At 72.4% G+C, this 19,927-nt stretch carries 23 protein-coding genes; 15 read left to right on the top strand and 8 right to left on the bottom strand.

What is annotated here, in order from left to right:
- Nucleotides 1-10: 10 nt before the first annotated feature.
- Nucleotides 11-403: a hypothetical protein gene (locus tag CLT75_RS17980; protein ID WP_135241668.1), complete on the bottom strand. Its 393-nt coding sequence runs from the start codon at nucleotides 401-403 to the stop codon at nucleotides 11-13.
- Nucleotides 400-684 carry a hypothetical protein gene (locus CLT75_RS17975; protein ID WP_135241667.1) on the bottom strand — a complete coding sequence of 95 codons (285 nt, stop codon included), beginning with the start codon at nucleotides 682-684 and terminating at the stop codon, nucleotides 400-402. The genes CLT75_RS17980 and CLT75_RS17975 overlap by 4 nt, the downstream gene beginning before the upstream one ends.
- A 213-nt stretch (nucleotides 685-897) precedes the next feature.
- Between CLT75_RS17975 and ettA the strand changes: the two genes are divergently transcribed.
- The 4 genes from ettA to CLT75_RS17955 all read left to right on the top strand — a co-directional run bounded on the left by ettA (nucleotide 898) and on the right by CLT75_RS17955 (nucleotide 4,385).
- Complete coding sequence (ettA, locus tag CLT75_RS17970; protein ID WP_135241666.1) at nucleotides 898-2,574, top strand: energy-dependent translational throttle protein EttA; 1,677 nt, start codon at nucleotides 898-900, stop codon at nucleotides 2,572-2,574.
- Complete coding sequence (locus CLT75_RS17965) at nucleotides 2,567-3,010, top strand: acyl-CoA thioesterase (RefSeq protein WP_135241665.1); 444 nt, start codon at nucleotides 2,567-2,569, stop codon at nucleotides 3,008-3,010. The genes ettA and CLT75_RS17965 overlap by 8 nt, the downstream gene beginning before the upstream one ends.
- Complete coding sequence (locus CLT75_RS17960; protein WP_135241664.1) at nucleotides 3,007-3,669, top strand: DUF8185 domain-containing protein; 663 nt, start codon at nucleotides 3,007-3,009, stop codon at nucleotides 3,667-3,669. The genes CLT75_RS17965 and CLT75_RS17960 overlap by 4 nt, the downstream gene beginning before the upstream one ends.
- 131 nt (nucleotides 3,670-3,800) lie before the next feature.
- Complete coding sequence (locus tag CLT75_RS17955; protein ID WP_120573571.1) at nucleotides 3,801-4,385, top strand: type III secretion system chaperone family protein; 585 nt, start codon at nucleotides 3,801-3,803, stop codon at nucleotides 4,383-4,385.
- Between the two features lie 7 nt (nucleotides 4,386-4,392).
- On the opposite strand, the gene CLT75_RS17950 is transcribed toward CLT75_RS17955, so the two are convergent.
- From CLT75_RS17950 to CLT75_RS17940, 3 genes are all read right to left on the bottom strand, one after another.
- A complete protein-coding gene (locus CLT75_RS17950; protein WP_209310467.1) occupies nucleotides 4,393-4,779 on the bottom strand; it encodes a globin in 387 nt (128 codons plus the stop codon).
- Nucleotides 4,780-4,857: 78 nt separating this feature from the next.
- Nucleotides 4,858-6,231 carry an MFS transporter gene (locus CLT75_RS17945; RefSeq protein WP_209310342.1) on the bottom strand — a complete coding sequence of 458 codons (1,374 nt, stop codon included), beginning with the start codon at nucleotides 6,229-6,231 and terminating at the stop codon, nucleotides 4,858-4,860.
- Between the two features lie 233 nt (nucleotides 6,232-6,464).
- Nucleotides 6,465-7,493: a mechanosensitive ion channel family protein gene (locus tag CLT75_RS17940; RefSeq protein WP_256486828.1), complete on the bottom strand. Its 1,029-nt coding sequence runs from the start codon at nucleotides 7,491-7,493 to the stop codon at nucleotides 6,465-6,467.
- Between the two features lie 255 nt (nucleotides 7,494-7,748).
- Between CLT75_RS17940 and CLT75_RS17935 the strand changes: the two genes are divergently transcribed.
- Complete coding sequence (locus CLT75_RS17935; protein ID WP_091423083.1) at nucleotides 7,749-8,288, top strand: HNH endonuclease; 540 nt, start codon at nucleotides 7,749-7,751, stop codon at nucleotides 8,286-8,288.
- Nucleotides 8,289-8,297: 9 nt separating this feature from the next.
- On the opposite strand, the gene CLT75_RS17930 is transcribed toward CLT75_RS17935, so the two are convergent.
- The 3 genes from CLT75_RS17930 to CLT75_RS17920 form a co-directional block, all read right to left on the bottom strand.
- Nucleotides 8,298-9,167: a class F sortase gene (locus CLT75_RS17930; protein ID WP_135241660.1), complete on the bottom strand. Its 870-nt coding sequence runs from the start codon at nucleotides 9,165-9,167 to the stop codon at nucleotides 8,298-8,300.
- A 14-nt stretch (nucleotides 9,168-9,181) separates the two neighbouring features.
- Nucleotides 9,182-9,691 (bottom strand): hypothetical protein, encoded by a 510-nt coding sequence (locus CLT75_RS17925; protein ID WP_135241659.1) that lies wholly within the window; start codon nucleotides 9,689-9,691, stop codon nucleotides 9,182-9,184.
- A gap of 78 nt (nucleotides 9,692-9,769) precedes the next feature.
- Entirely contained in the window at nucleotides 9,770-10,210 is a 441-nt protein-coding gene (locus CLT75_RS17920) for an Lrp/AsnC family transcriptional regulator (RefSeq protein ID WP_013288068.1), read from the bottom strand.
- Nucleotides 10,211-10,352: 142 nt separating this feature from the next.
- Between CLT75_RS17920 and CLT75_RS17915 the strand changes: the two genes are divergently transcribed.
- From CLT75_RS17915 to CLT75_RS17870, 10 genes are all read left to right on the top strand, one after another.
- Nucleotides 10,353-11,237 carry a tryptophan 2,3-dioxygenase gene (locus CLT75_RS17915; RefSeq protein ID WP_135241658.1) on the top strand — a complete coding sequence of 295 codons (885 nt, stop codon included), beginning with the start codon at nucleotides 10,353-10,355 and terminating at the stop codon, nucleotides 11,235-11,237.
- Nucleotides 11,238-11,251: 14 nt separating this feature from the next.
- The gene (gene kynU, locus CLT75_RS17910; RefSeq protein ID WP_135241657.1) at nucleotides 11,252-12,532 is read left to right on the top strand and encodes a kynureninase; all 1,281 of its coding nucleotides are present in this window, start codon (nucleotides 11,252-11,254) and stop codon (nucleotides 12,530-12,532) included.
- The gene (locus CLT75_RS17905; protein ID WP_135241656.1) at nucleotides 12,529-13,857 is read left to right on the top strand and encodes an FAD-dependent oxidoreductase; all 1,329 of its coding nucleotides are present in this window, start codon (nucleotides 12,529-12,531) and stop codon (nucleotides 13,855-13,857) included. The genes kynU and CLT75_RS17905 overlap by 4 nt, the downstream gene beginning before the upstream one ends.
- Before the next feature lie 20 nt (nucleotides 13,858-13,877).
- Nucleotides 13,878-15,359, top strand: coding sequence for a 2-hydroxymuconic semialdehyde dehydrogenase (locus CLT75_RS17900; RefSeq protein ID WP_135244050.1), 1,482 nt, complete (start codon nucleotides 13,878-13,880; stop codon nucleotides 15,357-15,359).
- Between the two features lie 74 nt (nucleotides 15,360-15,433).
- Nucleotides 15,434-16,231, top strand: a complete 798-nt coding sequence (locus CLT75_RS17895) for a fumarylacetoacetate hydrolase family protein (RefSeq protein ID WP_135241655.1) — start codon at nucleotides 15,434-15,436, stop codon at nucleotides 16,229-16,231.
- Complete coding sequence (locus CLT75_RS17890) at nucleotides 16,228-17,163, top strand: acetaldehyde dehydrogenase (acetylating) (protein WP_135241654.1); 936 nt, start codon at nucleotides 16,228-16,230, stop codon at nucleotides 17,161-17,163. The genes CLT75_RS17895 and CLT75_RS17890 overlap by 4 nt, the downstream gene beginning before the upstream one ends.
- On the top strand, nucleotides 17,160-18,215 hold the full coding sequence (dmpG, locus tag CLT75_RS17885; protein WP_135241653.1) for a 4-hydroxy-2-oxovalerate aldolase: 1,056 nt from the start codon (nucleotides 17,160-17,162) through the stop codon (nucleotides 18,213-18,215). Before CLT75_RS17890 ends, dmpG begins: the two co-directional genes overlap by 4 nt.
- Complete coding sequence (locus tag CLT75_RS17880) at nucleotides 18,212-18,985, top strand: 2-keto-4-pentenoate hydratase (protein ID WP_091423125.1); 774 nt, start codon at nucleotides 18,212-18,214, stop codon at nucleotides 18,983-18,985. Before dmpG ends, CLT75_RS17880 begins: the two co-directional genes overlap by 4 nt.
- On the top strand, nucleotides 18,982-19,407 hold the full coding sequence (locus CLT75_RS17875) for a RidA family protein (RefSeq protein ID WP_135241652.1): 426 nt from the start codon (nucleotides 18,982-18,984) through the stop codon (nucleotides 19,405-19,407). Before CLT75_RS17880 ends, CLT75_RS17875 begins: the two co-directional genes overlap by 4 nt.
- A complete protein-coding gene (locus CLT75_RS17870) occupies nucleotides 19,400-19,924 on the top strand; it encodes a 3-hydroxyanthranilate 3,4-dioxygenase (RefSeq protein ID WP_013288058.1) in 525 nt (174 codons plus the stop codon). Before CLT75_RS17875 ends, CLT75_RS17870 begins: the two co-directional genes overlap by 8 nt.
- The last annotated feature ends 3 nt before the right edge of the window (nucleotides 19,925-19,927 follow it).

The following is a 19,927-nucleotide window of genomic DNA, read 5'->3' as shown; positions in this document are numbered from 1 at the left end:
CACCGGTGGCTCAGAGGTCGATGATCGGCCACTCCTTGGGCAGCACCTCACCGAGCAGTTCCCGCCGGTCCGTCACGATCGGCACGAGCGGATTGGCGGCGGCCTCCATGGCCAGCTGCGCGAGATCCATCTGCCCGGTCATCCGACGCGACCAGCCGCCGAGATAGGCGCACATATCCGGTTCCACGGGGGTTATCTGCACCTGCGGCAGCGCGGCGAGCAATTCGAGAAGTTCCCATTGGGCGGTCGTGGCCTGCTGATGCGCGTGCGCTAGGCAGAGTGCGGGCACCAGCACGTCACGCGCGTAGTCGGCGGCTTCGGCGATCCTCGCACCGACGTCCTTGGCGCCCGAGGCGTAGGCCAGCAGTGCGGCCGTGTCGAGCGCCAGGCCGAACTGCGTCACCGGCGAGCCCTCGCCCTTGCCGCAAGGACCTCCGACTGGAGCCGGGTGGCCTGCTCGCGCAGCTCAGGCGTGATGCTCGCGGCGATTTCCTGCATCTCCGCGTGGGCCCGGTCCACGTCCTCGTTCGTGATCGTGACACCGGCGCGGGCGAGCAGCACCCGCGTCTGCTCGCCGGCCATCTGGCGGCGCACGGCACGTGCCACGAAGGCGGACACGTTCGGCTCCCGGGCCAGTCGTTCGGCAACGTCGTCCGGCAGACTTACGGCGATCTTCTTGGTCATACGCCAAGGCTATTCAGTCATACCCGCGCCGGCAACGAGGCGCGCCGCCGTACCCCTGGGGTGGGGTGATGTGGGCGTGGCGGTCCGTACCTGTCAGGATTGACGGCGGCGTGCGTGCGGCCGGCTCCCGGCCGGCGGCGGCAGGCGGAGATCGACGCCCGCGCCCCGCACCCGACAAGCCCGCGATCGCAACCGACGGAGGTAGCCCGCACCGTGGCCCAGTTCATCTACGTCCTGGACAAGGCGCGCAAGGCGCACGGCGACAAGGTCGTGCTCGACAACGTGACGCTGAACTTCCTGCCGGGTGTCAAGATCGGGGTGGTCGGTCCGAACGGCGCCGGTAAGTCCAGCCTCCTCAAGATCATGGCAGGGCTGGACCGGCCGAGCAACGGCGAGGCCCGGCTCATGCCCGGCTACTCCGTCGGCATGCTCGCGCAGGAGCCGCCGCTCAACGAGGAGAAGACGGTCCTCGGCAACGTCGAGGAGGCGGTCGCCGAGACCAAGGCGAAGCTGGAGCGGTTCAACGCCATCGCCGAGCAGATGGCCACCGACTACTCCGACGAGCTGATGGAGGAGATGGGCAAGCTCCAGGAGGAGCTGGACGCCGCCGACGCGTGGGACATCGACTCCAAGCTCGAACTCGCGATGGACGCGCTGCGCTGCCCGCCGCCGGACGCCGACGTCACCCAGCTCTCCGGTGGTGAGCGCCGCCGGGTGGCGCTGTGCAAGCTGCTGCTGGAGGCGCCGGACCTGCTGCTGCTCGACGAGCCCACCAACCACCTGGACGCGGAGAGCGTGCAGTGGCTGGAGCAGCACCTGGCCAAGTACGCCGGCACCGTCCTGGCGATCACCCACGACCGGTACTTCCTGGACAACGTGGCCAACTGGATCCTGGAGCTGGACCGCGGCCGGGCCTACCCGTACGAGGGCAACTACTCCACCTACCTGGAGAAGAAGGCCGCCCGGCTCTCCGTCGAGGGACGCCGCGACGCCAAGATGAAGAAGCGCCTCTCCGAGGAACTGGAGTGGGTCCGCTCGAACGCCAAGGCGCGGCAGACCAAGTCCAAGGCCCGTCTGGACCGGTACGACGAGATGGCCGCCGAGGCGGAGAAGACCCGGAAGCTGGACTTCGAGGAGATCCAGATCCCGCCGGGCCCGCGCCTGGGCAACACGGTCATCGAGGCGCAGAACCTCACCAAGGCGTTCGGTGACCGGGTGCTGATCGACGACCTGTCGTTCTCGCTGCCCCGCAACGGCATCGTCGGCATCATCGGCCCGAACGGCGTCGGCAAGACCACGCTGTTCAAGACCATCGTCGGGCTGGAGCAGCCGACCAGCGGCTCGGTCCGGGTCGGCGAGACCGTCTCGCTGTCGTACGTCGACCAGAACCGGCAGGGCCTGGACGGCGACAAGACCGTCTGGGAGGTCGTCTCCGACGGGCTGGACCACCTCATGGTGGGCAAGGTCGAGATGCCGTCCCGGGCGTACATCGCCGCGTTCGGCTTCAAGGGGCCGGACCAGCAGAAGCCGACGAAGGTGCTCTCCGGCGGCGAGCGCAACCGGCTCAACCTGGCGCTGACGCTGAAGATCGGCGGCAACGTGATCCTGCTCGACGAGCCGACGAACGACCTGGACGTGGAGACGCTGTCCAGCCTGGAGAACGCGCTGCTGGAGTTCCCCGGCTGCGCCGTGGTCATCTCCCACGACCGGATGTTCCTGGACCGGGTCGCCACGCACATCCTGGCCTGGGAGGGCGACGACCAGAACCCGGCGAAGTGGTTCTGGTTCGAGGGCAACTTCGAGGCGTACGAGAAGAACAAGGTCGACCGGCTCGGCGCCGAGGCGGCCCGTCCGCACCGGGTGACCTACCGCAAGCTCACCCGTGACTGACCGCTTCGTCTACCACTGCGCGCTGCGCTGGTCCGACCTGGACGCGTACGGCCACGTCAACAACGCCCGCTTCCTCACGCTCTACGAGGAGGCCCGGGTGGCGATGATGTTCGCCGGCGGCCGGGCGTGGGGAGTGGGCTCGTTCGCCGACGGGGTGGTCATCCGCCGGCACGAGGTCGACTACCTGCGCCCGGTCGACTACGCGCTCGGCCGGGCCAGCGCGGAGGCCGCCCCGACGGTACGGATCGAGCTGTGGGTGGACCAGATCAGGGCCGCCTCCTTCTCGGTCGCGTACGAGCTGTACGACGGCGACACGCTGGCCGGCACCGCCCGGTCGCTGCTGGTGCCGTTCGACCTGACGGCGCAGCGCCCGCGCCGGATCTCGCCGGAGGAGCGGGCGTTCCTGCTCCGCTACGCGCCGGGGCTGAGCGGATGACCGGGCACGGGTTGACCGGGACGGCCGACGCCGGGGCCTTCCTGGCCCGGCTGGTCCGGTTCGACCCGGCCACCCTGGTCCGGCTGCGGCCGGTGCCGGGCGCGGGCCGTACCGCCCTCTGGGCGCGGCTGCCGTGGGGTGTGCTCGTGGTCCGTACCGTGCCGGGCACCGCCCCCGGTGACGTCACGGTGGCCGCGGGGGAGCTGCTGGCCGAACTCTCCGCCGGGGGCGAGGCGCTTCCGGTACGCCGGGACGACGGCTGGCGGTGGCAGCTCCCGCCGGCCGCGAGCCGGGCGGTGGAGGCGCTGCCCGGCGCCGAGCTGCGCCGGATCGCGGAGGCGGCGGCCGGGACGCTGCGCGAGGCGGCCACGCACGGCGTGGCGGGCCGCGCGGTCGGGCAGCGGGTGCTGCGGGACGCGCTGCTGGACCACGTCGCCGTGGTGGTGACCCCGGACGAGGCGCCGCGAACCCCGGTGGAGGTGTCGCAGCGGCTGGTGCAGGCGCTGGTCCGGATGGGTTTCCTCGGCACCGGCGCGGACGACGTTCAGGTGCGGACGGCTGGTCGATGGGTCGGGCTCGTCGGACCGTTCGGGGCGGCCTGGTCGCGGACCGTCGCCGATCTTGCACTCAGGCCGACGGTGGGTCACCCGAACGGATGACCCCGTGTCGTCCTTCCGGTTTGGGGCGGTCGTTGGGGGGATGCCTCAGGCCGCCTGTCCGGGTACCGTCCATCCTCGGATCCAACGCACCGTAGGCGTCCGGATCCGCTGGGGAGTGAGGTGCGCGAGCGATGCCGTGGTGGTCATGGCGCCCTGGTCCCGCCGCTGGCGGGGAGCCGGAGACTCGAAGCGGGACCACAGTGGATGACACCATCCGGGTCGGACCACCGACCCCTCGCCAGCCGGGGGACGACGTGGCGCCGCCCGAGCGGCCGGTCCTCGCGGACATGCCGGCCACCGTCGCGCCGGTCACGCTGAGCCGGGTCTGCGACGCGCTCGACCTGCTCGACGTGCGCTATCTGGCCGACGGCGACGGCAACCTGCTGGCCATGTGGGAGCGGCACGCCGTGCTCGTCGCGCTGGAGGGCCCCGAGGACGAGATCCTCGTGATGCGGGCCCGCCCGCACGCGACGGTCCCGCCGGACTGGGCCGACCGGGCCTACCGCGTCGTGAACGAGTGGAACCACACCCGGCGCTTCTGCAAGGCGTACATCGGGGACCCGACCGAGCGCGGTCAGCTCCCGATCTACGCCGAGCTGCAGGTCCCGCTCGGCGCCGGCGCCCACGACGCGCTGCTGGTCGAGATGCTCGACTGCGGTGCCGCGGTCGCGGTGACGTTCGTCGACTGGCTGCACGACGAGGGCGCTCTGCTCTGAGCCGGGCTCAGCCCGCGGCCGGGTCCTCCATCACGTTCACCATGAAGTAGGCGGCCCGCTCCAGGTAGTCCCAGAGCGCGGCGGCGAGCTGCGGCGGCAGGTCCAGCGCGTCCACCGCCCGGCGCATGTGGTGCAGCCAGGCGTCCCGCTCGGCCGCGCCGATCCGGAACGGGGCGTGCCGCATCCGCAGCCGCGGGTGGCCGCGCTGCTCCGAGTAGGTGTGCGGGCCACCCCAGTACTGGATGAGGAACAGGGTCAGCCGGTCCGCCGCCGGGCCCAGGTCCTCCTCCGGATACATCGGCCGCAGCAGCGGGTCGTCGGCCACACCGGCGTAGAACTCGTCCACCAGCTTGCGGAAGGCCGGTTCACCGCCGATCGCCTCGAAGAGGGTCATCGACTCGCCTGGGGAAGTCACGCTTCCATCCTGCCAGGTGCGGCCCGGCACCCGCGCCCGCCCGCCGGGCGGCGCGGATCACGTCACCGCGTGCCGGCGTCGGCCGTGCTCGCGGTTCCGGTCACCGGACGCCGGGCCGGGCGCGTGCGCGTGCGCCGGTCCGCCACCGGACGCCGACTCCGCGCGGGCGGCCGCGACGGCCTCGTGGATCACCTGCGGCCGGGGCCAGGCGAGCGCCGCCACCGACATGATCAGCACCCCGGCGGCGCTCCAGACGCCGACCACCGACGGGACCGAGAAGCGCTCCGCGAGCGCGCCCGTGGCCAGCACCGCGGCGCCCTGGATGATCTGTGTGCCGCTGGCCATGACGCCGAACGCCCGGGCCCGGAAGCCGTCCGGCAGCGCCTGCACGAACAGGCCGTTGGCGACCGGGACGAGCCCGGCGACGGCGAAGCCGCACCCGGCGGCCAGCAGCGCCACCACCGCCGGCGGCGGGTTGAACAGCGCGGGTACGAGCGTCGCCGGCGCGATGATCATCAACGGTCGCATCAGCGTCAGCCGCCGCTCCGGGCCGACGAGCCGGCTGATGGTCAGCCCGCCGAGGATGTAGCCGACCGGGACGGCGGCCATGATCAGCCCTTGGGCGGTGCCGGCGTCCATCCGGCCGTCGGTCCGGTCGGCGGCCCAGCCCGCTGCCAGTCCCTCGGGGACGATCGAGAAGAGCATCGCGCTGAACACCAGCACCGCGATGGCGCGCAGCACCGGCCGCTCGAAGACGATCCGGAAGCCCTGGACGGTCTCCCGCAGCAGGTGGCTGCGGTGCACCTCGGTCATCGCCGGTGGCCGCTCGCGGACGCCGAAGCGGACGATCGCGGCCGACACGGCGAAGGTCACGGCGTTGACGAGCAGCGCGGTGTTCGGGTTGAGCGCCGCCACCGTGGCGCCGATCAGGTAGCCGACGACCTGGGCGGCCTGCCCGGCGCTGGTGAACGCGGCAAGGCCCACGACCAGCCGGTCCCCGGTCAGGATGTGCGGCATCAGCGCCGACCGCGCCGCCTGGCTGGGCGGGTTCGCGAGCGTGGCCAGGAAGATCAGCGCGAAGATCGACCAGGTCGGCATCCAGGGCATCGCGACCAGCGCCATCAGCGCCATCCGCAGCAGGTCGCAGACGACCATGACCCGGCGGTAGTTGTGCCGCTCGGCGAGCGCCGAGAGCAGCGGACCGCCGACCAGCCAGGGGAGGTAGCTGGCGGCGAACGCGGCGGCGGAGAGCGCGACCGAATCGGTCTCGCGCAGCACGAGCACGGTGACCGCGGCGCGGGCCAGATAGTCGCCCACCCAGGAGAGGGTGTTGGCGGCGAAGATGGCGCGGAACTCCGACTGACCGAAGACGTCCCGGAAGGTGGCCGGGGCCTCCCGGGCGGGTCGCGCGTCGGACACCGTCGCCTCCATCGTTCCTGGTCGACCACTTGTGATGGCCCGACCGGGAACCGTCGTCAGATCGATCGATCAGCGAGGACACGAGCACGCCCCCCGGTGGAGCGTGTGCACCGGATTCTGCCCGATCGTCTGACAACTGGCTAGGGCGAACGGATTGATCGTCGCATCTCCGACTGAACGAACGGACGATACCCGAGGGGCCGCGCGGTGCGGAACCCCGGAAATCGTCCGGCTCGTCCGGCGACTCAGGTGGGTCCGCCGGTGCCCGTACCCTCGGCGGCGGGCGGCGCCGGCGGCTGGACCGGCAGGCCGGGGAACAGCCGGGCGGCCGCGATCTGCGCGACGATCCCCGAGTTCTCCAGCGCCTCCGCGAGGCGGCGGCGCAGCTCGCGGCCGACCGCGAACTGCCCGTCCGCTGTGGTCTTGACGACGGTACGGATCACCGCTCCGTCGACTGTCATCTGCTCGACGCCCAGGACCTCCGGCTGCTCCACGATGCTCGGCGCCAGCTCCGGGTCCAGCGCCACCGACGCCGCCGCGGTACGCAGCACGGCGGTGGCCTCCTCGGTGCCGGCGAAACCGATCGGCAGGTCGACCACGACCAGCGCCCAGCCCTGGCTCTTGTTCCCGACCCGGACGATCTCGCCGTTGCGGATGTACCAGAGCACGCCGCGGCCGTCCCGGACCGTGGTGACCCGCAGCCCCACCGCCTCGACCACGCCTGTGGCCTCTCCCAGGTCGACGGTGTCGCCGACGCCGTACTGGTCCTCTATCAACATGAACAGGCCGGCGATCAGGTCCTTCACCAGGCTCTGCGCGCCGAAGCCGAGCGCCACGCCGGCGATGCCCGCGCTGGCCAGCAGCGGGGCCAGGTCGAAGCTGAACTCCTTGAGCACCATCAGCAGCGCGATGCCGAAGACGAACGCGGTGACCATGCTGCGCAGCACCGACCCGATCGCCTCGGCGCGCTGCCGCCGCCGCTCCGGCACGAACTGGTCCGGTTCGAGCGTGGCGCTGGGGATGCGTTCCCGCAGCGGGCGGAGCATGGTCGGCACCGCGCCCTGGGTGGTGGTCCGGACCAGCCGGTTGATGGTCCGGTGCAGCGCCCACCGGGCGGCCACCGCGATCAACAGGATCAACGCGACCCGTAGCGGCTTCAGCAGGATCCAGTAGCTGCTCTCGGCGAACCAGGCGGAGCCGGTGAGCCGGTACAGGAACTCGCAGGAACTGCTGCCCTGGCAGTCCGGGCGCCGGTCGGAGAAGGCCGACAGCAGGGCGGAGATCAGGTCGGAGACGTTCACCCTGCTTTCGTACCGCACCGGTGACCGGCGGCGGACACCGCCACCTCGGCGAAGTGTCGCTACCGGAGGGGGTAGCCCGGATTAGTACGTGCAATCCGGGGCGCGATCAGGGACTATTGGCGCAACGGACGTCGGTGATCCGGCCGGCGTCGGAGCCGTTCCGCGCTGTCCGCGGGGCGGTTCCGGCGCGGACGAGGCGGGAGCGACTGGACCGGGAGGGTGAGCGCGATGCCTGACATACGACCCACGGCGGGCTCCGGTGCACTCGTTCTCAACGCCACCTACGAGCCCCTGTGCGTCGTGTCGGTGCGTCGTGCCGCGATCCTCGTCCTCTCCGCCAAGGCGGTCTGCGTCGCCGACGGCGAGGGCATCCTGCACAGCGCGCGCAACGCGTTACCGGTGCCCTCGGTGGTGCGCCTGACCCGCTACGTCCGGGTGCCGTACCGCACCCACATCGGGTTGTCCCGGCGGGCGGTGTTCGCCCGCGACGGGTGGCGGTGCGCGTACTGCCGGGGGCCGGCCGAGACCATCGACCACGTCTTCCCGCGCAGCCGGGGCGGCCGGCACGCCTGGGAGAACGTGGTCGCCGCGTGCGCGCGGTGCAACCACACCAAAGGCGACAAGACGCCCGCCGAGCTGGGCTGGCGGCTGCACCACCTGCCGGCCGCGCCCAAAGGAGCCGCCTGGCGGGTGCTCGGGCACCGCGCCCCCGACCCGCGCTGGGCGGACTGGCTCGACCTGCGCGAGCCCGAGCCCGAGGCGGCCTGACCCGCCCGCTCAGCGCGCCTTGACCAGCGCGGCGTAGACGACCAGGTTGTCCGCGTACCCGGTCTCGCCGCCCACCCAGCGCCCGCCGCAGGTGATCAGCCGCAGGTTGGGCCGGCTGAAGTCGCCGTAGACGTCCTCCACCGGCAGCTTCTCCTTGCCGTACCGCTCGATCGACGTCACCTCGAACACCGCCACCGAGCGGTCCTCGCGGGTCACCTCGATCCGGTCGCCGTCGTCCAGGTCCTTCAGCCCGTGGAACACGGCCGGTCCGGTGGTGGTGTCGACGTGCCCGACGAGCACCGCCGGACCGTACTGGCCGGGCGTGGGGCCCTTGTCGTACCAGCCGACCTCGCCGGCGCGCTCCACGTCCGGCACCGCGATGCTGCCGTCCGGCGCGATGCCGACCCGGTGCACCGGCGCGCGCAGGTTCAGCTTGCCGATGCTCAGGTCCGTCGGCGGGCTGGCCGGCAGGACCGGGAACTTCTTCGGCGGCGGGCGCAGGCCGGCCACGATCCGGTCCGGCAGCACGCTGACCCCGGTCACCCGTTCCACGCCGAGCATGGCCACGATCAGGGCCATCACGCTCGCCACCACGAGCACCGGGACACCGGGGCTGCGGCTCGGGGCGTACCGCCGGGTGGTGGTCGCGGCGGCGCGGGCCTCGACCGGCCGGGACTGCGGGTCGGCGGTGGCGACGCTGGCCGAGAACGCGTGCCCGGCGACGTGGGCGAACCGGCGCGCGGCCCGGGACGTCAGCCGCAGCGCGGCCCGGAGCCGTGTCGCGCGCTGTCGCGACCGGCGGCCGGGGCGGGCGGCGGCGCGGCGTCTGCGGTCCGCCGCCGGGCCGGTACGGTCCCGGCGGCGCGATGAGCGGGCCATTGCGGCACCTCTCGTCAGGCACGGCCGCCGGTCTTGCGGCGGGCACTCACACCGGCCACCACTGCCACCGCGACCAGACCGCCGACGAGCAGCAGCGAACCGGTGCCACGGCTACCCGCGGTGCCACCGCCGCCGGTCGCCGGTCCCTTGCTCGGCTGCGCCATGTTGAGCACGGTGAGCATGGTCGAGGCGGTGTTGCCGTTGGAGCAGTCCAGGTTCACCGGGTAGTCGCCGGGCGCCTTGTTGCCGGGCACGGTGACCGAGCCGGTGAGGAAGCCGTTGTCCGGCCGCAGCGTCACCCGCCCGAAGGCGTCCGAGGTGACCTGCGCCTGGCGGTTGTTGCTGTTGTCGCAGCCGGCCCGCAGGTTGACCCGGGAACCGGCCTGGACGCTGTTCGGCGTCACCTCGATGAACACGCTCTCCCCGGCCCGGGCCGGCGGCGCGGTGGTCAGGACGAACGCCGCCACCAGGCCGAACAGGCCCAGCAGGGACGACAACGCACGATGTGACAGGAGCCCTCGCATGGTTCCCCCCTCCCGGCGCGACGGTGCGCCGGACCACTGACGGGCAGCGGCGCCTGCTTTCCCGGAGGGCGGGGGAAGCTAACGGGGTGCCTTGACCACGGGGTGCCAGGCCAGCGGGGTGGAGAGCACCATCGTGCTGGACGGCTGCCCGTACGGCGCGAGGCGGTCGATGACCTCCTCGAACTCGCCCATGTTGGTGGCGGCGACCTTGAGCATGCTGCACGCGTCACCGGTGATCCGGTGGATCTCCATGATCTCCGGCCAGCCCGCGACGTCGGGGTCGTTGAGGATGCAGCGCGCGCCGTAGCAGGACATCCGGATCAGCGCGAGCACCGTCCGCCCGGCCCGGGTGAGGTCGACGTGGGCGTGGTAGCCGGTGATCACACCGGCTTCCTCCAGCCGCCGGACCCGCTCGGCCACAGCGGGCGGCGACAGGTGGACCCGGCGGGACAACTCGCTGTACGACAGCCGGGCGTCGGCCTGGAGCTCGCGCAGCAGCGCCCAGTCCATGTCGTCCACGCGCGGACCTTCCTTCCGTAAAGACAGCGACGCGAGATGGTTTCGGTTCGCGAAGTGAGACCACCATACCGCCGTTGAACAGGCATTCCATTCGGCCGCCCACCAGCGGGATCATGACGTCTACCCCGCGCACGGACGGAGAATGACTGTGGAACAGACGACGGCGGTGCGCCCGGTAACCCCCCAGGAACGGGCGGCTCGGGCGGCGCGCAACGGCGGCGAGCCGACGCTGGAGTTCGCCGACCGCGTGCCGTACGACGCGTACGTACGGGCCAGCACGCTGCACCGGCTCCAGGAGCCGCTCAGCGACGACCCGGGCGAGATGTCCTTCCTGATGGTCAGCCAGATCATGGAGCTGTACTTCGGCCTCACCTGCCACGAACTGCGGCACGCCAAGCGCGAGCTGCGCGAGGACCGGATCTGGGAGGCCCTGCCCCCGCTGCGCCGCGCCGCCCTGCACCTGGAAGGCCTCAACGCCGCCTGGCACGGCCTGCGCTGGATGAGCCCGGCCGACTTCAACCGCTTCCGCGACCGGCTCGGCGAGGGCTCCGGTTTCCAGTCCGCCATGTACCGGCAGCTGGAGTTCCTCCTCGGCCTGCGCGACCGGGCGCTGATCCGCCCGTTCCGCCGGCAGACCGAGGTGTACGACGAGCTGACCGCCGCGCTGGCCACGCCGAGCCTCTGGGACGAGGTGGTGGCGCTGCTGGCCCGCAAGGGCTTCGACGTGCCCGACGAGCTGCTGTCCCGGGACGTGAACGCCGAGCACGAGGGACACCCGGCGATCGAGGCGGCCTGGGTCCGGATCTACGGCGACAACGGCCCGGACAACCACCTGCGCCTGCTCGGCGACGCGCTGACCGAGATCGCCGAGGAGTTCGGCGACTGGCGCTGGAACCACGTCAAGGCCGTCCAGCGCACGATGGGCGCCAAGGTCGGCAGCGGTGGTTCCGCCGGACTGGCATGGTTGCAGCGCAGCATGGCCCGGGTGGTCTTCCCGGAGCTGTGGTCGGCCCGCACCGCGATGTGACGAGAGAGAACAGCATGCACACCCCCGAGAACGAAGCCCTCCGCCGCGACGCCGCGGACCCCGGCCACCGGCACCTGTTCCACATCCCACCCGCCGACGGCGGTCGCTACCCCGACACCGCGTACCTGGCGGGCAACTCGCTCGGGCTCCAGCCGCGGGCCACCCGTGACGAACTCCTCGCCGACCTGGACGCCTGGCGGCGCCTGGGCGTCGAGGGGCACCTGGAGTCGGAGCGGCCCTGGCTGCCGTACCACGAGCTGCTGACCGCACCGGCCGCCCGCCTGGTCGGCGCGCTGCCCGCGGAGACCGTGGTGATGAACTCCCTCACGGTGAACCTGCACCTGCTGATGGTCAGCTTCTACCGGCCGGCCGGCGAGCGCACCCGCATCGTCATCGAGGACAGCGCGTTCCCCTCGGACAGCTACGCCGTGCGCAGCCAGGCCCGCTTCCACGGCCTGGACCCGGACACCACAGTGGTACGCCTCAAGCCGCGCCCCGGCTCGGACACGCTCGGCACCGAGGACGTGCTGGACTTCCTGGACCGCGAGGGCCACACGGTGGCGCTGCTGATGCTCGGCGGCGTGAACTACCTGACCGGCGAGCTGATGGACATCCCGGCCATCACCGCCGCCGGCCGCGCCGCGGGCGCCGTCGTCGGCTGGGACCTGGCGCACGCCGCCGGCAACGTGCCGCTGGCCCTGCACGACTGGGACGTGGACTTCGCCGCCTGGTGCTCGTACAAGTACCTCAACTCCGGCCCCGGCGCGCTGGGCGGCGTCTTCGTCCACGAGCGGCACCTCGGCGACCCGTCGATCCCGCGGTTCGAGGGCTGGTGGAGCACCGAGGCGGCCACCCGGTTCGAGATGACCCCGGTGTCCCGGCCGCCGGCCACCGTCGAGGCGTGGCAGATCTCCAACCCGCCGATCTTCGCGATGGGCCCGGTGCGCACGTCGCTGGAGCTGTTCGACTCCGTCGGCATGCCGGCGCTGCGCGAGCGCAGCCTGCGGCTCACCGCCTGGCTGGAGCAGCTGCTCGACGAGGTGACGCCCGGCCGCCCGCTCACCGTTGTCACCCCGCGCGACCCGGCCCGCCGTGGCTGCCAGCTCTCCGTGCGGATCGGGGTGGGCAGCGCGAACGAGCTGACCAAGCGGCTGCGGCACGAGCACGGCGTGGTCGCCGACGCCCGGGAGCCGGACATCGTCCGGTTCGCGCCGGTGCCGCTGTACTCCTCGTACCACGACTGCTGGCGGGTCGCCGAGGCGCTGGCGGCAACCGTTGAGAAGGAGGGCTCGTGACGGAGCGCGACGAGATCGCTGTGGTCGGCGCCGGGCTGGCCGGCTGTCTGCTGGCCTGCTATCTGGCCCGGCGCGGCTACCCGGTGGCCCTCTACGAGCGGCGGCCCGACCCGCGTACCGGCACCGTCGAGCGGGGCCGGTCGATCAACCTGGCGCTGTCCGAGCGCGGCCTGGACGCGCTGCGCCGCATCGGCCTGGAGGACGAGGTCATGGCGGACGCGCTGCCGATGCGCGGCCGCATGATCCACCCCGTCGAGGGCGAGCCGGAGTTCCAGTCCTACAGCGGCTCCGGGGACCGGGCGATCAACTCGATCAGCCGGGGCGCGCTGAACAACGCGCTGCTCGACGCCGCCGCCGCGCTGCCGAACGTGCGCGTCGCGTTCGACCACCGGCTGGTCGGGCTCGACCCGCTCGGCGGCGAGATGACGTTCGAGACGCGGCAGGGCAAGGTCACCGCCACCGCCTCGGTCATCCTCGGCGCCGACGGCGCCGGCTCCGCGGTGCGCGGGCAACTGCTCGCGTACGGGGGCCTGACCGAGAGCCTGGACTTCCTCGACTACGGCTACAAGGAGCTGACCATCCCGCCGCTGGGCGGGGAGTTCGCGCTCGACCCGGGCGCGCTGCACATCTGGCCGCGCGGCACCTCGATGATGATCGCGCTGCCGAACCCGGACCGCTCCTTCACCTGCACGCTGTTCTGGCCCACCCACGGCACCCGCAGCTTCGCGTCGCTCAGTAGCCCGGCGGCGATCGAGCGGTTCTTCGCCACCCACTACCCGGACCTGGTCCCGCTCGCGCCGAACCTGGTCGACGACTACCAGCACAACCCGGTCGGTGTGCTCGGCACGGTGCGCTGCACGCCGTGGCAGGTAGCCGGCAAGGTCGGCCTGATCGGCGACGCCGCGCACGCCATCGTGCCGTTCTACGGCCAGGGCGCGAACTGCGCGTTCGAGGACGTGGTCGAGCTGGACCGCTGCCTGGACGAGTGCGACGACGAGTGGGCCGCCGCGCTGCCGCTGTTCCAGCACCGCCGCCAGGACAACGCCGAGGCGATCGCCCGGATGGCGCTGGCGAACTTCGTGGAGATGCGGGACAAGGTCGCCTCGCCGGTGTTCCGCACCCGCAAGCAGGTCGAGCACGCGCTGGAGCGGGCGCTGCCGGGCCGCTACGTCTCCCAGTACGAGCTGGTCTCGTTCTCCACCACCCCGTACGCGCAGGTGCGCCGCCGGGTGCGCGCGCAGTACGCGGTGGTCGGCGCGGTGGCGGCCGGCGCGGTCGCGCTGCTGGCCGGTGGGGTCCGCGCGGCGCTGGGGAGGCGGCGATGACGCTCTGGGATCCCCGCCTGATGACCGGCCACGCGCCGCACGGCCCCGGCCTGCTGCGCAACTTCGTCGGCGGCGAGTTCGTCGACGCCGGTTCCCGGTTCACCAAGCGCAGCCCGGTCACCGGCGAGCCGGTGTTCGAGGTGGTCGAGGCGTCGCAGTCGACTGTGGACGACGCGGTCGCCGCGGCCCGGGCGGCGCTGCGCGGCCCGTGGGGCCGGATGGGGGAGCGGGAACGCGCCGAGGTGCTGCGCCGGGTCGCCGACGAGCTGGAACGGCGCTTCGACGACCTGGTCTCCGCCGAGGTCGCGGACACCGGCAAGGCCATCTCGCAGGCCCGCACGCTCGACATCCCGCGCGGTGCTGCCAACTTCCGGGCGTTCGCCGAGATCGTGGCGACCGCGCCCACCGAGTCGTTCACCACAGTCACCCCGGCCGGGGGCCGGGCGCTGAACTACGCGGTCCGCAAGCCGGTCGGCGTGGTCGCGGTGATCGTGCCGTGGAACCTGCCGCTGCTGCTGCTCACCTGGAAGGTCGCCCCGGCCCTGGCCTGCGGCAACGCCGTGGTGGTCAAGCCCAGCGAGGAGACCCCCGCCTCGGCCACGCTGCTGGCCGAGGTGATGGCCGCGGCGGGCGTGCCCGACGGCGTGTTCAACCTGGTGCACGGCTTCGGCCCCGGCTCGGCCGGCGAGCACCTGACCCGCCACCCGGGCGTGGACGCGATCACCTTCACCGGCGAGTCGGCGACCGGTAGCGCGATCATGCGCGCCGCCGCCGACGGCGTGAAGGCGGTCAGCTTCGAGCTGGGCGGCAAGAACGCCGGCCTGGTGTTCGCCGACGCCGACCTGGACGCGGCGGTCGCCGGCTCGGTGCGATCCAGCTTCACCAACGGCGGCCAGGTGTGCCTGTGCACCGAACGTATCTACGTGCAGCGGCCGGTGTTCGAGGAGTTCACCGCGCGGCTGGCCGAGCGCGCCGACGAGCTGGCGTACGGCTGGCCGGACGACGAGGCGACGGCGAACATGCCGCTCATCTCGCACGGCCACCGGGACAAGGTGCTCGGCCACTACGCGCTGGCCCGTACCGAGGGCGCCGAGGTGCGCGCCGGCGGCGGCACGCCGCGCTTCGGCGACGCCCGCGACGGCGGGGCGTACGTGCAGCCGACGGTGCTCACCGGCCTGGGGGCGGACGCCCGCACCAACCAGGAGGAGATCTTCGGCCCGGTGGTGCACGTCGCGCCGTTCGACGACGAGGACGAGGCGTTCGCGCTCGCAAACGGCACCGCCTACGGCCTGGCGGCGACGGTGTGGACGCGGGACGTGGGCCGGGCGCACCGGGCCGGCGCCCGGCTCGACGCCGGCATCGTCTGGGTGAACACCTGGTTCCTGCGCGACCTGCGCACCCCGTTCGGCGGGGTGAAGGCGTCCGGCGTGGGCCGCGAGGGCGGCGTGCACTCGCTCGACTTCTACTCCGAGCTCACCAACGTCTGCGTGGACCTCACATGAGCGCGCGGACTGGCGCGGGCGCGCGCGGTGGGCAGAATGGCCGGAATCCCCAGCGACGCAAGCGAGGAGCCGCCATGACCGTGGACATCGAGGCCGCCAACCGGGAACTGGCAGTGGCCCGGCAGGACGGGAAGCCCTGCCCGCCGCTGCGCGGCCGGCTGCTGCCCGAGGGCGACATCGAGGCCGCGTACCAGGTGCAGCAGGTCTACACCCGGCAACGGCTGGGCAAGGGGCACCGCCGCGTCGGCGCGAAGATCGGCCTGACGTCGCGGACCGTGCAGGAGAGCTTCGGCGTCTTCCAGCCCGACTTCGGGGTGCTCTTCGACGACATGGCCGTCGGTGACGGCGTCGAGGTGCCGATCGACCGGCTGCTCCAGCCGCGGGTGGAGGCGGAGATCGCCTTCGTGCTCGGCGCGGACCTGCCGGACGAGCGGGTCACCACTGTCGACCTGATCCGGACGGTGGACCACGTGCTGCCGGCCATCGAGATCGTCGACTCGCGGATCGCGGACTGGGACATCTCCATCGTGGACACGGTGGCGGACAACGCCTCCAGCGGGCTGTTCGTGCTCGGCACCGCGCCCCGGCGGCTCGCCGACGTCGACCTGCGGCTGTGCGGCATGGTGCTGGAGCACGCCGGTGAGCCGGTCTCGGTCGGCGCGGGCGCGGCCTGCCTCGGCAATCCGCTGCACGCGTTGCAGTGGCTGGCCGCGACCATGGCCCGGGCGGGCGACCCGCTCAAGGCCGGTGACGTGGTGCTCTCCGGCGCGCTCGGGCCGATGGTGCCGGTCACGCCCGGCGCCGCGTACGAGGCGCGCATCTCCGGGCTCGGCTCGGTGCGTACCTGTTTCTCGAAGGAGACCAGATCATGAGCGTCGGAGTGGCGGTGCTCGGGTCGGGCAACATCGGCACCGACCTGATGATCAAGGTGCTGCGGCTCAGTGAGAGCCTGCGCATGGTGGCGATGGCCGGCATCGACCCGGCCTCGGACGGTCTGGCCCGGGCCCGCCGGCTCGGCGTGACCACCACCGCCGAGGGCGTCGACGGCCTCGTGGCACTGCCCGAGTTCGCGGACGTCCAGCTCGTCTTCGACGCCACCTCGGCCGGCGCGCACAAGCGTCACGACGAGGTGCTGCGGGCACACGGCCGCACCGTCGTCGACCTGACGCCCGCCGCGATCGGCCCGTACGTGGTGCCGCCGGTGAACCTCGACGAGCACCTGGGCGAACCGAACGTCAACATGGTGACCTGCGGCGGGCAGGCCACAGTGCCGATCGTGCACGCGGTCGGCCGGGTCACCCCCGTCGCGTACGGCGAGATCGTCGCCTCGATCGCGTCGAAGTCCGCCGGTCCGGGCACCCGGGCCAACATCGACGAGTTCACCGAGACGACCGCCCGCGCCATCGAGGTGGTCGGCGGCGCCGAGCGCGGCAAGGCCATCATCGTGCTGAACCCGGCCGACCCGCCGCTGCTGATGCGCGACACGGTCTACTGCCTGTGCCCGGACGCCGACGCCGACCGGGGCGCGATCGCCGCCTCGGTGGCCGACATGGTCAAGGCCGTGCAGGAGTACGTGCCCGGCTACCGGCTCAAGCAGGACGTGCAGTTCGACGCCGTGGACACGTACGCGCCGGTGCTCGGCCGGCACTTCACCGGCCTGCAGGTGTCGGTGTTCCTGGAGGTCTCCGGCGCCGGGCACTACCTGCCCGCGTACGCCGGGAACCTGGACATCATGACGTCGGCCGCGCTGCGTACCGCGGAGCGGCTGGTGGCGCTGCGTTCCCCGGAGGGGGCAACCCGATGACCGACCTCTACATCCAGGACGTGACGCTGCGCGACGGCATGCACGCCGTCGCCCACCGCTACACGGTCGACCAGGTGCGTACCATCGCGGCCGCGCTCGACGCGGCCGGCGTGGCGGCGGTCGAGGTGGCGCACGGCGACGGCCTGGCCGGATCCAGCGTCAACTACGGGCACGGCGCCGCAGCCGACGCGGACTGGATCGCCGCCGCCGCCGAGGTGCTCACCACCGCGCGGCTCACCACGCTGCTGCTGCCGGGCATCGGCACCATCGCCGACCTGAAGGCGGCGAAGGCGCTCGGCGTGACCAGCGTCCGGATCGCCACCCACTGCACCGAGGCGGACATCTCGGCCCAGCACATCGCCTGGGCCCGGGAGAACGACATGGACGTCTCCGGGTTCCTGATGATGTCGCACCTCAACGACCCGGCCGGGCTGGCCGCGCAGGCCAAGCTGATGGAGTCGTACGGCGCGCACTGCGTCTACGTCACCGACTCGGGTGGCCGGCTGCTGATGTCGGACGTGGCGCAGCGCGTCGACGCGTACCGGCAGGTGCTGGAACCGGAGACGCAGATCGGCATCCACGCGCACCACAACCTGTCGCTGGGTGTGGCGAACAGCGTGCTCGCGGTCGAGCACGGCCGGATCCTCGGCGACGGCCCGCTCGGCTCGCCGTCCGGGCGGACCGTCCGGGTGGACGCGTCGCTCGCCGGCATGGGTGCCGGCGCGGGCAACGCGCCGCTGGAGGTCTTCGTCGCGGTCGCCGAGCTGCACGGCTGGAAGCACGGCTGCGACGTGTTCGCGCTGATGGACGCCGCCGACGACCTGGTCCGCCCGTTGCAGGACCGGCCGGTCCAGGTGGACCGGGAGACGCTCTCCCTGGGGTACGCGGGTGTCTACTCCAGCTTCCTGCGCCACGCCGAGCGGGCCTCGGCCAAGTACGGCGTGGACGTCCGCTCGATCCTGGTCGAGCTGGGCCGCCGCCGGATGGTCGGCGGCCAGGAGGACATGATCGTGGACGTGGCACTGGACCTGGCCGGTAAGGAGAACTCATGATCGGGCCGGACATCGCCGGCATCGCGGAGAAGCTGGGCGCGGCGGCCGACGACGCCACCGCGATCCCGCAGCTCGCCGCCGAGACCGGCCTCGACGTCGACGCCGCGTACGCGGTGCAGACCGCGCTGGTGCAGCGCCGCCTCGACCGGGGTGAGCGGCTGGTCGGCCTCAAGATGGGGCTCACCAGCAAGGCCAAGATGGCGCAGGTAGGCGTGGACGAGGTGATCTGGGGCCGGCTCACCGACGTGATGCGGGTGCCCGACGGCGGCGGCGTCGACGTCGGCGACTTCATCCATCCCCGGGTCGAGCCGGAGGTGGCGTTCCTGCTGGACCGGCTGCCCGACCCGGGCGAACCGGTCGGCTCGTTCACCCGTGCGGTACGCGCGGTCGCCCCGGCGATCGAGCTGATCGACTCCCGGTACGCGAACTTCACCTTCTCGCTGCCGGACGTGATCGCCGACAACACCTCGGCCGCCGCGTTCGTGGTGGGGCCGTGGTCGCCGGTGCCGGACGGGCTGGACAACCTCGGCGTGCTGCTGGAGATCGACGGGCGGGTGGCGCAGGTCGGCTCGACCGCCGCCATCCTCGGCGACCCGCGCCGCGCGCTGGACGAGGGGCTGCGGCTGGCCGGCCGGCACGGCGTACGGCTGCGCAAGGGCTGGGTGTTCCTGGCCGGCGCGGCCACCGCCGCGGTGCCGCTGCGCCCCGGCGCGCACGTCCGCGCCACTGTGGAGAAGCTCGGGTCCGCCTCCCTGAAGGCCCTGCCATGACGGCCCGGGTGGTGGCCGGGAAGGCCGTGCCGCGGGGCTCGTTCCCGCACGTCAAGGTGGCCGGCGGGTTCGTCTACGTCTCCGGTACGTCGTCGCGCCGGCCGGACAACACGTTCGCCGGCGTGTCGGTGGACGAGTTCGGTACCACCGACCTGGACATCCGCGAGCAGACCCGGGCCGTGGTGGAGAACATCCGCGACCTGCTCCGCTCGGTCGGCGCCGACCTGAGCGACCTGGTGCAGGTCACCAGCTACCTGGTCAACATGAACGACTTCGGCGGCTACAACGAGGTGTGGGCGGAGTTCTTCGACGCCACCGGGCCGACCCGGACCACAGTCGCCGTGCACCAGCTTCCGCACCCGCATCTGCTGATCGAGATGCAGGCCGTCGCCCTACTGCCGTCGGGAGGTTCCCATGAGTGAGATCGCCGAGCCGTTCAGCTTCTCCGGCTGGATCGGTGAGAACCAGCACCTGCTCAAGCCCCCGGTGGGCAACAAGGAGATGCTGCCCGGCAGCGACGACTTCATCGTCATGGTGGTGGGCGGCCCGAACCAGCGCACGGACTTCCACGTCGACCCGTACGAGGAGTTCTTCTACCAGGTCAAGGGCAACATGCACATCAACCTGATGCTGCCCGAGGGCCCGCGTACGGTGCACGTGCGCGAGGGGCAGATGTGGATGCTGCCGCGCAACACCCCGCACTCGCCGCAGCGTCCCGAGGCCGGCTCGATCGGCATGGTGATTGAGCGGGTCCGCGAGGAGGGCACGCTGGAGAAGTTCCAGTGGTACTGCGGCGAGTGCCACCACAAGGTGCACGAGGTCGAGTTGCAGGTCCGCGACATCGCCGCCGACCTGCCCCCGGTCTTCGCCGCGTTCTACGCCGACGAGAAGGCCCGCACCTGCGACAACTGCGGCGCGCTGCACCCGGGCAAGGGCTGACGC

This window comes from Micromonospora sp. CNZ285 (assembly GCF_004637285.1).
The sequence above is the reverse complement of the archived record's forward strand: the minus strand, read 5'-3'. Positions and strand labels throughout refer to the sequence as shown.

What these genes read in the sequence shown, in the direction of transcription:
- CLT75_RS17975 (WP_135241667.1), bottom strand. Translation starts at nt 684, where the DNA reads ATGACCAAGAAGATCGCCGTAAGTCTGCCGGACGACGTTGCCGAACGA.
- CLT75_RS17960 (WP_135241664.1), top strand. Translation starts at nt 3,007, where the DNA reads ATGACCGGGCACGGGTTGACCGGGACGGCCGACGCCGGGGCCTTCCTG.
- CLT75_RS17955 (WP_120573571.1), top strand. Translation starts at nt 3,801, where the DNA reads ATGCCGTGGTGGTCATGGCGCCCTGGTCCCGCCGCTGGCGGGGAGCCG.
- CLT75_RS17950 (WP_209310467.1), bottom strand. Translation starts at nt 4,779, where the DNA reads ATGACCCTCTTCGAGGCGATCGGCGGTGAACCGGCCTTCCGCAAGCTG.
- CLT75_RS17945 (WP_209310342.1), bottom strand. Translation starts at nt 6,231, where the DNA reads ATGGAGGCGACGGTGTCCGACGCGCGACCCGCCCGGGAGGCCCCGGCC.
- CLT75_RS17935 (WP_091423083.1), top strand. Translation starts at nt 7,749, where the DNA reads ATGCCTGACATACGACCCACGGCGGGCTCCGGTGCACTCGTTCTCAAC.
- CLT75_RS17930 (WP_135241660.1), bottom strand. Translation starts at nt 9,167, where the DNA reads ATGGCCCGCTCATCGCGCCGCCGGGACCGTACCGGCCCGGCGGCGGAC.
- CLT75_RS17925 (WP_135241659.1), bottom strand. Translation starts at nt 9,691, where the DNA reads ATGCGAGGGCTCCTGTCACATCGTGCGTTGTCGTCCCTGCTGGGCCTG.
- CLT75_RS17915 (WP_135241658.1), top strand. Translation starts at nt 10,353, where the DNA reads ATGACTGTGGAACAGACGACGGCGGTGCGCCCGGTAACCCCCCAGGAA.
- kynU (WP_135241657.1), top strand. Translation starts at nt 11,252, where the DNA reads ATGCACACCCCCGAGAACGAAGCCCTCCGCCGCGACGCCGCGGACCCC.
- CLT75_RS17900 (WP_135244050.1), top strand. Translation starts at nt 13,878, where the DNA reads ATGACCGGCCACGCGCCGCACGGCCCCGGCCTGCTGCGCAACTTCGTC.
- CLT75_RS17895 (WP_135241655.1), top strand. Translation starts at nt 15,434, where the DNA reads ATGACCGTGGACATCGAGGCCGCCAACCGGGAACTGGCAGTGGCCCGG.
- CLT75_RS17890 (WP_135241654.1), top strand. Translation starts at nt 16,228, where the DNA reads ATGAGCGTCGGAGTGGCGGTGCTCGGGTCGGGCAACATCGGCACCGAC.
- dmpG (WP_135241653.1), top strand. Translation starts at nt 17,160, where the DNA reads ATGACCGACCTCTACATCCAGGACGTGACGCTGCGCGACGGCATGCAC.
- CLT75_RS17880 (WP_091423125.1), top strand. Translation starts at nt 18,212, where the DNA reads ATGATCGGGCCGGACATCGCCGGCATCGCGGAGAAGCTGGGCGCGGCG.
- CLT75_RS17875 (WP_135241652.1), top strand. Translation starts at nt 18,982, where the DNA reads ATGACGGCCCGGGTGGTGGCCGGGAAGGCCGTGCCGCGGGGCTCGTTC.
- CLT75_RS17870 (WP_013288058.1), top strand. Translation starts at nt 19,400, where the DNA reads ATGAGTGAGATCGCCGAGCCGTTCAGCTTCTCCGGCTGGATCGGTGAG.